Here is a 9,758-nt window from a genome sequence, read left to right as displayed (position 1 = left end):
CTTAAAATACAAAACGCCCGATGCAGTGCATCGGGCGTTAGGATGAGACAGGTGTAAACCTATTTCAGGACTAGACAGTGAGATCAAAAGCCCCCTCACCCTTGCCCTCTCCCATGGGAGAGGGGACCGACCGCAATGTCTCCGAACATGTGTTCACCATGTCTCAGGTACATACAGGGAGAGGGCTAGGGTGAGGGCAGGCGGTCTCAAGGCTTACGAAAGATCCGCCCCCAGCACAACACTCAAGGCACTGCGCGCATCATCCAACTGCACCAACGTCGCATGCCTCGCCCCCAACGCATCCCGATTCTCGATAGCCGTCAAAATCGCCTTGTGCCGAGGCAACGCCAGTTCATGCAGATTCGGCCGCTGGTTCGAATGCTTCAACGCCTCGGCAATCGCCACCGCAAGCATGTTGCACAGGTTGGCCAGCAAATCGTTGTGGGTCGCGTCGGCAATCCGGCTGTGAAAGTCCAGATCCGGTTGCAGCAAGGCCTCAGGCGTTGGCGCTGCTTCCATGCGCTGGTAAGCCTCGGCAATCGACGCAATGTCGGCATCGGTGGCGTGCTGGGCGGCGAGGGCGGCGGCGGCCGGTTCGATGATGCTGCGCACGCTGGTCAGAACATTGAAGAACTCGTTCTGCGGGCTGCTTTGCATCAGCCAGTGCAGCACGTCCGGGTCGAGCATGTGCCATTCGCGGCGTGGTTTGACCACGGTGCCGACGCGCGGCTTGGAATACACCAGACCCTTGGCGACCAGCACTCGGGTGGCTTCGCGCAACACCGGCCGGCTGACCGCGTACTCCTCGCAGAGCAAGGCTTCGGCGGGCAGCTTGTCGCAGGGCAGAAAGCGTCCGGAAACAATCTGCATGCCCAGTTCCTGGACGATGCGCGAGTGCATGCTTTTACGGTCGGAAGGTTTGCGGTAATCCATGGGGAGTGACGCGATCCTGAGCGATGGAGATGCCGCGCATCATAGCAGGCACGGCGTAATCTGGAGCGAGGCAATGATCGTTCCCACGTCGAGGCGTCGAACCGTCTGCGTGGGAATGCCTGAAGGGACGCTCTGCGTTCCAGCTCTCGAATGGGACGCAGAGCGTCCCGGGCTGCATTCCCACGCGGAGCGTGGGAACGATCAGTCGGCGGTTTTAGTGGGAATGGCGCGGGACTTCAGCCCCTCGGCAACCGACGAGGAAGTCGAAATCGCAACCCTGATCCGCCTGCAGCACATGGTCGATGTACAACTGACGATACCCACCTACCAACAGCTGCTGCGGCGGTTGCAGATCCGCCATCCGCGCCGCCAGTTCAGCGTCCGGAATATCCAGATGCAAACGCCCGCTGGCGCAGTCCAGTTCGATCCAGTCACCTTCCTTCACCGCCGCCAAAGGCCCGCCGGCCGCCGCTTCCGGAGCTACGTGCAAGACAACGGTGCCATACGCAGTGCCGCTCATCCGTGCGTCGGAGATGCGCACCATGTCAGTCACGCCCTGCGCCAGCAGCTTGGCCGGCAAACCCATGTTGCCGACTTCGGCCATGCCCGGATAACCCTTCGGCCCGCAATTTTTCATCACCAGAATCGAGTCCGCATCGACGTCCAGTTCCGGGTCGTTGATCCGCGCCTTGTACATGTCAAAGTTCTCGAAAACGACGGCGCGGCCACGGTGCTGCATCAGTTCCGGTGTGGCAGCTGACGGTTTGAGCACCGCACCCAGCGGCGCCAGGTTACCGCGCAACACGCAGATGCCGCCGTCGGCGCGGATCGGGTTGTCGAGGGTGCGGATCACTTCGTCTTCACCGTAGATCGGTGCATCCTTGGTGTTCTCGCCGATGGATTTGCCGTTGACGGTCAAAGCGTTCGGGTTGGGAATCAGATTGGCCTCGCCAAGACGCCGCAGCACGGCCGGCAAACCGCCCGCGTAGTAGAACTCCTCCATCAGGAAACGCCCGGACGGTTGCAGGTCGACGATGGTCGGCATGCCGCGACCGATGCGCGTCCAGTCGTCCAGATCCAGCTCGACGCCGATGCGCCCGGCGATGGCTTTGAGGTGGATCACCGCGTTGGTCGAACCGCCAATCGCCGCGTTGACCCGGATCGCGTTTTCGAAGGCTTCCTTGGTCAGGATCTTCGACAGTTTGAGATCCTCACGAACCATCTCTACCGCGCGCATGCCGGACATGTGCGCCAACACATAACGCCGCGCATCCACTGCCGGAATCGCCGCGTTGTGCGGCAGGGACGTGCCCAGTGCTTCGGCCATGCAAGCCATGGTCGACGCGGTGCCCATGGTGTTGCAGGTGCCGGCCGAGCGAGACATGCCGCCCTCGGCCGCGAGGAAATCGTCAATCGTGATGGTGCCGGCCTTGACCTGTTCGCTGAGCTGCCAGACCACGGTGCCGGAGCCGATGTCCTTGCCCTTGTGCTTGCCGTTGAGCATCGGCCCGCCGGTGACGACAATCGCCGGTACGTCGCAACTGGCCGCGCCCATCAGCAGGGCCGGGGTGGTCTTGTCGCAACCGGTCAGCAGCACCACGCCGTCAATCGGGTTGCCGCGAATCGCTTCCTCGACGTCCATGCTCGCCAGGTTGCGGGTGAGCATGGCGGTCGGGCGCAGGTTCGATTCGCCATTGGAGAACACCGGGAATTCCACCGGGAAGCCGCCAGCCTCGATCACCCCGCGTTTGACGTGTTCCGCGATCTGGCGGAAGTGCGCGTTGCACGGGGTCAGTTCCGACCAGGTGTTGCAGATGCCGATGATCGGCTTGCCGTGAAACTGATGGTCGGCGATGCCCTGATTCTTCATCCAGCTGCGGTACATGAAGCCGTTCTTGTCGGCCGTGCCAAACCATTGGGCGGAGCGCAGGGTGGGTTTCTTATCAGACATGATCGATTCTCTTATTGTAAGACTATTGTTTGCGAGCTTTGGCTAAACATAAGCGCAAAATCGCCGGTTTGGAAGTGTTGTTGCGTAATTAGTATTACTATATAGTCGTTTTCGACGGAGGGATGGCCCTGGCGGTTTTCCGCGAGAGGCGTCCCCCGAGGTTCCATAAAAACAACAATCGGAGACCGATCTCATGAGCCAGGAACTGCGGCTTGTCCGGCGCATCACGCTGAAACTGATTCCCTTCCTGATCCTGCTGTACCTGATCGCCTATGTGGATCGCTCCGCCGTCGGCTTCGCCAAGCTGCACATGGGCGCCGACATCGGTATCGGCGATGCCGCCTACGGCCTCGGCGCCGGGCTGTTTTTCATCGGCTACTTTCTGTTTGAAATCCCCAGCAACCTGATGCTCGAACGCTTCGGCGCGCGGCGCTGGTTTGCGCGGATCATGATCACCTGGGGCGCGATCACCATCGGCATGGCCTTCGTCCAGGGCCCGCACAGTTTCTACGTGATGCGCTTTCTGCTCGGCGCGGCGGAGGCGGGGTTCTTTCCCGGCGTTCTGTACTACATCACCCAATGGTTCCCGGTGCGCCATCGCGGTAAGATCCTCGGGCTGTTCATCCTTTCCCAACCCATCGCGATGATGATCACCGGCCCCGTGTCCGGCGGCCTGCTGGGCATGGACGGCATCCTCGGCCTGCACGGCTGGCAGTGGTTGTTCATCGTTATCGGCACCCCGGCGATCCTGCTGACCTGGCCGGTATTGCGCTGGCTGCCGGACGGCCCGCAGCAAGTGAAATGGATGGACCAGGCCGAGAAGGACTGGCTGACCGGCGAGCTGAAAAAGGACCTGCAGGAATACGGCCAGACCCGCCACGGCAATCCGTTGCATGCGCTCAAGGACAAACGCGTGTTGCTGCTGGCGCTGTTCTACCTGCCGGTGACCCTGAGCATCTATGGCCTGGGTCTGTGGTTGCCGACCCTGATCAAACAGTTTGGCGGCAGTGATCTGGTCACCGGTTTCGTGTCCTCGGTGCCGTACATCTTCGGGATCATCGGCCTGCTGATCATTCCGCGCAGTTCCGACCGCTTGAACGACCGCTACGGCCATCTGGCGGTGCTCTATGTGCTGGGTGCCATCGGCCTGTTCCTCAGCGCCTGGCTGTCCTTGCCGGTGGCGCAACTGGCGGCGTTGTGTCTGGTGGCGTTTGCGTTGTTTTCCTGCACGGCGGTGTTCTGGACGCTGCCGGGCCGATTCTTTGCCGGTGCCAGCGCGGCGGCCGGGATCGCCTTGATCAACTCGGTGGGCAACCTCGGCGGCTACATCGGCCCTTTCGTGATCGGCGCGCTGAAGGAATACACCGGCAACCTCGCTTCGGGCCTGTACTTCCTGTCCGGGGTGATGGTGTTCGGGCTGATTCTGACGGGCGTCGTTTATCGCTTGCTGGAGCGCAAACATGTGCTGCCAGTCGAGCAATTTGCAGCGAGCGCACGCGGTGCGACGCGCACCTGATTTCGATCCGGGATTTGTTTTAACAGGAGAACATCATGCATCTGGTTCAATTCGAATTGAGTAACGGCGAGCGCCGTGTCGGGGTGGTCGAGGGCGGTCTGGTGCGTGAAGTGCAGGATGCGCGCACGGTTCGTGATCTTGCCTTGGCGGCAATCGAGGCCGGCAACACGCTCGCGCAGCAAGTGCAGACCCTCGGCCTGGGCATCAGCCATGATTACGCCGAGTTGCTGGCCCAACTGCGCATCCTGCCGCCACTGGATCACCCGGACCCGGCGCACCTGCTGGTCAGCGGCACCGGCCTCACGCACCTCGGCAGCGCGTCGGCCCGGGACAAGATGCACCAGCAGGCCGGCGACGAAGCGGCGATGACCGACACCATGCGCATCTTCAAGTGGGGCGTGGAGGGCGGCAAACCGGCGGCGGGGCAGGCGGGCGTGCAGCCGGAATGGTTCTACAAGGGCGACGGCAGCATTGTCGTGCGTCCCGGTCAGCCGTTCCCGCTGCCGCCGTTTGCCGAAGACGCTGGCGAGGAACCGGAAATGGCCGGCCTCTACATCATCGGCCACGACGGCAAGCCGTATCGCCTCGGTTTTGCGGTGGGCAACGAGTTCTCCGATCACGTTATGGAACGCAAGAATTACCTGTACCTGGCCCACTCGAAACTGCGCAGTTGCAGCTACGGCCCGGAACTTCGCACGGGTGAATTGCCTCAACACCTGGCGGGCACCAGTCGCATCCTGCGCGACGGCGAAGTGCTGTGGCAGAACGAGTTCCTCAGCGGCGAGGCCAATATGTGCCACAGCCTGGCGAACCTCGAATACCACCACTTCAAGTACCGCCAGTTCCTGCGTCCTGGCGACGTGCACATTCACTTTTTCGGCACCGCGACCCTGTCGTTCGCCGATGGCATCCGCACTCAGCCGGGCGACGTGTTCGAAATCAGCCAGGCCGAATTCGGCGCGCCGCTGGTCAACGGCATCGCCCCGGTCGCAGCGGCATTCGAACCGGACAGCATTGGCACCCTTTAAGGAGATCCCATGACTCAGATTCTCGGTCACAACTACATCGGCGGTCGTCGCAGCGCGGCGGGCAACGTCAAGCTGCAGAGCGTCGACGCCACCACGGGCGAAGCACTGCCCCACGATTTCATTCAGGCCACGGAAGCGGAAGTAGACGCCGCCGCCAAAGCCGCTGCGGCGGCGTATCCGGCGTATCGCAGCCTCAGCGCCGAACGCCGCGCGCAGTTTCTCGATGCAATTGCCGATGAGCTGGACGCACTGGGTGATGATTTCGTCGCCGTGGTCTGTCGCGAAACCGCGCTGCCGGCCGGGCGGATTCAAGGCGAAAGAGGGCGCACCAGCGGCCAGATGCGCTTGTTCGCCAAAGTCCTGCGGCGCGGTGATTTCTACGGTGCGCGGATCGACCTGCCGTTGCCGGATCGTCAGCCGTTGCCGCGTCCGGATCTGCGCCAGTACCGTATCGGCCTGGGGCCGGTGGCGGTGTTCGGCGCTAGCAATTTTCCGCTGGCGTTCTCTACTGCTGGCGGCGATACCGCGTCGGCGCTGGCGGCCGGTTGCCCGGTGGTGTTCAAGGCCCACAGCGGTCATATGGCCACGGCCGAGCTTGTCGCCGATGCGCTGATTCGTGCAGCAGAAAAAACCGCTATGCCGGCCGGTGTGTTCAACATGATCTACGGCGGTGGCGTCGGCGAATGGCTGGTCAAGCATCCTGCGATTCTGGCCGTGGGTTTCACCGGTTCGCTGCGGGGCGGACGGGCGCTGTGTGATATGGCGGCCGCGCGGCCTCAGCCAATCCCGGTTTTTGCCGAGATGTCGAGCATCAACCCGGTGATCGTGTTGCCCCAGGCACTGGCCGTACGTTCGGAAACCGTCGCCCGCGATCTGACCGCGTCGGTGGTACAGGGCTGTGGTCAGTTCTGTACCAATCCGGGCCTGGTGATCGGCATTCGCTCACCGCAATTCACCGCGTTCGTCGAGCAAGTCGCGGCGCTGATCGGCGATCAACCGGCGCAAACCATGCTCAATGCCGGCACCCTCGGCAGCTACGGCAAAGGCCTGGAAAAACTCCTGGCGCACGCCGGCATCGAGCACCTGGCGGGCAATCCGCAGCAGGGCAATCAGGCGCAGCCGCAGTTGTTCAAGGCCGATGTCAGCCTGCTGATCGATGGCGATGAAGTGCTGCAGGAAGAAGTGTTCGGCCCGACCACGGTGATTGTCGAAGTGGCCGACAAGGCGCAGTTGAGCGCGGCGTTGCAGGGCCTGCACGGGCAACTGACGGCGACCATCATCGGCGAGCAGACGGATTTCGAGCACTTCCCGGAGCTGACGCCGTTGCTGGAACAGAAGGTCGGACGGATCCTGCTCAATGGTTATCCGACCGGTGTCGAAGTGTGCGATTCGATGGTGCACGGCGGGCCTTATCCGGCGACGTCCGATGCCCGTGGCACTTCGGTGGGCACGCTGGCGATCGATCGATTCCTGCGTCCGGTGTGCTTCCAGAACTACCCCGACAGTCTGCTGCCGGAACCGCTGAAAAACGCCAACCCGTTGCGCATACAGCGGCTGGTCGATGGCAAGCCATCGCGCGAAGCCCTTTAACTCACACACCATGATCGTTCCCACGTCGAGGCGTCGAACCGTCCGCGTGGGAATGCAGCCCGGGACGCTCCGCGTCCCATTCGAGAGCTGGAACGCGGAGCGTCCCTTGAGGCATTCCCACGCAGAGCGTGGGAACGATCAAGAGCAGGGGCTTTGAGCTATCATTGCCCCTTTCCCCCTGAAAGACATGATTGCCATGACTGCCGTAACCGACACCCTTCTCAACGCCCTCGAACACTGCGGTATGGTCGAAATCGACGGCCTGCACGCTTTCGAATTCGCCCTCGACGAAGACGACAACCTGCACATCGAATGCATCGATGGCCGGGCAGCCAAGCATTGGGAGTTCACCCCGGCGCAGGTGGCAGCGGCGACGTTTGATCAAGGTTTGCAGAGTTGGCTGATCGTCGGTTTTGCCAGCGACACCAAAACCGTCGGCGAGCACCGTCTGGTGTGCCTCGGTGATGTACTGAGCAGTGCCGACGACGAGGACGAAACTGAATGAACATGCGTAAATTCTGGCCATTGCTGATAGCCGGCAGCGTCGGCGCGATGGGCCTTTCCAGTGCCTCGGCCGAGAGCTTCCAGTTTTTGGTGGGCTCCTACACCGCCGATACCAGCGAAGGCATTTACCGGATGAACTTCAACAGCGCTACCGGCCAGATCGACGCCAAGCCGCTGCAAGTGATCAAGAGTGAAAACCCGTCATGGCTGACCCTGTCGAAGGATCAGCGTCGGCTGTTTGTGGTCAACGAAAACGGCCCTGGGCAGAAAGACCCGGTCGGTCGCGTCAGCAGTTATTCCATCGATCCGAAGACCCACGCACTGACCCTGATCAATCAGGTCCAGAGCCTGGGCAACGAGCCGACCCATTCCAGCCTCAGCGGCGACGCCAGCCATCTGTTCGTCAGCAACTATTCGGTGATGGAAGATCCGGGCGGCACCCTTGCGGTATTGCCGGTGGGCAGCGACGGCAAGCTCAAACCGGTGGTGCAGATGAGCGCGCACCCGGCGAGCCGGATCAATCTCGAGCGTCAGGCCTCGAACCACGTGCACTCGACGGTTTCCTCGCCGGACGGTCGTTATGTGTTCTCCAATGACCTGGGCGCGGACAAGGTCTTTGTCTACCTGTTCGATCCCAAGGCCAACCCGGACTTGCCATTGACGCCGGCGATGACCGCTTCTGTGCCTTTGCCCGCCGGCAGCGGCCCGCGTCATCTGTTGTTCAGCGCCGACGGCAAACACGCCTGGCTGACCATGGAAATGAGCGCCCAGGTTGCGGTGTTCGATTACCACGACGGCGTGCTGACCCAGACGCAACTGGTCGATCTGGCGGCCGGTCAACCGACCTCGGACAAGGCTGCCGCCGCGTTGCACGCGTCCGCCGACGGCAAATTCCTCTATGTCAGCAACCGTGGCACCGCCAATCAGTTGCTGGTGTTTGCAATCGATCCGGCGTCCGGTCAGCTCAAAGAGTTGCAGCGACGTTCGGTGGAAGGTGATCACCCCCGTGAGTTCAGCCTCGATCCAAGCGGCAAATTCCTGCTGATCGCCAATCAGAAAAGCAATCAGATTGTCGTGGTCGAGCGCGACAGCAAGACCGGTCTGCTGGGCAAAACCGTACAAAAACTGCCGATGGACGCCCCGAGCGATATCAAGTTCCTCATGCGTCAATAAGCCGCAGGCCCCGTTCTAGGGGGCCTGAAGCTATGTATTAATCCTGCTGATAACAGGTAATGTTGCAAAGCATTTCAAGCGATCAACCCTCGAGCGTTAAGTTTGCTCCACGGCCCAACCGGGCAAGCAAGCCAACTGAACACGAGGGTTACCGCCATGAACTTCAATCTCTTCTCCGTAATTGCCGCTTCCGCCATCTCCGCCACCGTGGCTCTGCCAGCCAGTGCCAACGTTGAAATCAGCGACAAAAAATCCCACACCCAGAGCTACACCCAGAAATACCTGCAACAAAGCGCCAACTTCTACGCCGCGCTGGATCACAAAGCTCAACACTGAAATTTCCGTTACGCCCTGGAACTGCCCAAGGCTGCGATCCTTTGATCTTGTTTCCTGAAAAAGCAAAATCAAAAGATCGCAGCCTTGGGCAGTTTTTTGCCTGCGCAACGACCGACGATAGCTATTTTTAAACGACGAGATAGATCGGCTAAATAATCAACGAAGGTGATGGTTACTATGGAAAACCCTGAGTGGATACTCCGGCTTTTTTGATCGATTCTGTGGACCTCGAAACATTGTCCACGGAGCACACATCATGGCCAGTTCAATCATCACTTCCGCCAAACGCGGCGCCTACGTGGCCATCGGTCTGTACCTGGTCATGGTGCTGTTTGTCAGTCTGGCGTCGCAGTCGCAACACAGCTTCGAAGCACCGATCGACGTCGCCCATCCCGGCATCCAGTTCGAACTTCGCTCGCAAAACGCGGCGGTCGGTTCAGCTGAACTCGCGGGAGTCGGCGGAGCATGAAAGGCTACAGACTTTGGGTCATTGCCGGACTGGCGTTCTTGACCAACGGCGCTTCCCTGTTGGGATTCGGCCAGGGCTCGGTCGGCGGGCTGGCCAGGGCCATAGAGGCCAACCACAACATCGCGCACAACATCGAACGGGCCAATGCGCTGGGGCTGCTGGCCGGCAATCCGCCAGCGAAAACCGCCAGCGGTTTTCTCGGCCCGTTCGAAGTGGATTGCTCGGCCATCGGCATGTGTGAAGTGTTGGCGTAACGCG

10 protein-coding genes are annotated in these 9,758 nt (G+C 61.2%); 8 read left to right on the top strand and 2 right to left on the bottom strand.

Annotated features, from left to right (window positions below; genetic code table 11):
- Nucleotides 1–213: 213 nt before the first annotated feature.
- Both AC07Y2_RS25555 and AC07Y2_RS25550 read right to left on the bottom strand, forming a co-directional pair.
- A complete protein-coding gene (locus tag AC07Y2_RS25555) occupies nucleotides 214–933 on the bottom strand; it encodes a FadR/GntR family transcriptional regulator (protein WP_011334609.1) in 720 nt (239 codons plus the stop codon).
- Nucleotides 934–1,147: 214 nt separating this feature from the next.
- Nucleotides 1,148–2,884, bottom strand: a complete 1,737-nt coding sequence (locus AC07Y2_RS25550; protein WP_064380416.1) for an IlvD/Edd family dehydratase — start codon at nucleotides 2,882–2,884, stop codon at nucleotides 1,148–1,150.
- A 193-nt stretch (nucleotides 2,885–3,077) separates the two neighbouring features.
- Here AC07Y2_RS25550 and AC07Y2_RS25545 point away from each other — a divergent pair, with 193 nt between their 5' ends.
- The 8 genes from AC07Y2_RS25545 (at nucleotide 3,078) to AC07Y2_RS25510 (ending at nucleotide 9,754) form a co-directional block, all read left to right on the top strand.
- Nucleotides 3,078–4,400: an MFS transporter gene (locus tag AC07Y2_RS25545; protein ID WP_007957417.1), complete on the top strand. Its 1,323-nt coding sequence runs from the start codon at nucleotides 3,078–3,080 to the stop codon at nucleotides 4,398–4,400.
- A gap of 35 nt (nucleotides 4,401–4,435) precedes the next feature.
- Complete coding sequence (araD1, locus tag AC07Y2_RS25540; protein WP_039766864.1) at nucleotides 4,436–5,428, top strand: AraD1 family protein; 993 nt, start codon at nucleotides 4,436–4,438, stop codon at nucleotides 5,426–5,428.
- A 9-nt stretch (nucleotides 5,429–5,437) separates the two neighbouring features.
- The gene (locus AC07Y2_RS25535; protein ID WP_103387176.1) at nucleotides 5,438–7,018 is read left to right on the top strand and encodes an aldehyde dehydrogenase (NADP(+)); all 1,581 of its coding nucleotides are present in this window, start codon (nucleotides 5,438–5,440) and stop codon (nucleotides 7,016–7,018) included.
- Between the two features lie 196 nt (nucleotides 7,019–7,214).
- Entirely contained in the window at nucleotides 7,215–7,523 is a 309-nt protein-coding gene (locus tag AC07Y2_RS25530; RefSeq protein ID WP_103387189.1) for a DUF5629 family protein, read from the top strand.
- Complete coding sequence (locus AC07Y2_RS25525; protein ID WP_103387177.1) at nucleotides 7,520–8,695, top strand: lactonase family protein; 1,176 nt, start codon at nucleotides 7,520–7,522, stop codon at nucleotides 8,693–8,695. The genes AC07Y2_RS25530 and AC07Y2_RS25525 overlap by 4 nt, the downstream gene beginning before the upstream one ends.
- Before the next feature lie 156 nt (nucleotides 8,696–8,851).
- Complete coding sequence (locus AC07Y2_RS25520) at nucleotides 8,852–9,031, top strand: hypothetical protein (protein WP_007941320.1); 180 nt, start codon at nucleotides 8,852–8,854, stop codon at nucleotides 9,029–9,031.
- Between the two features lie 256 nt (nucleotides 9,032–9,287).
- Complete coding sequence (locus AC07Y2_RS25515) at nucleotides 9,288–9,500, top strand: hypothetical protein (protein ID WP_064380404.1); 213 nt, start codon at nucleotides 9,288–9,290, stop codon at nucleotides 9,498–9,500.
- On the top strand, nucleotides 9,497–9,754 hold the full coding sequence (locus AC07Y2_RS25510; protein ID WP_103387178.1) for a hypothetical protein: 258 nt from the start codon (nucleotides 9,497–9,499) through the stop codon (nucleotides 9,752–9,754). The genes AC07Y2_RS25515 and AC07Y2_RS25510 overlap by 4 nt, the downstream gene beginning before the upstream one ends.
- The last annotated feature ends 4 nt before the right edge of the window (nucleotides 9,755–9,758 follow it).

Source organism: Pseudomonas sp. GW456-12-1-14-TSB6 (assembly GCF_059424205.1).
This window is presented reverse-complemented; position numbering and strand designations above follow the sequence as displayed.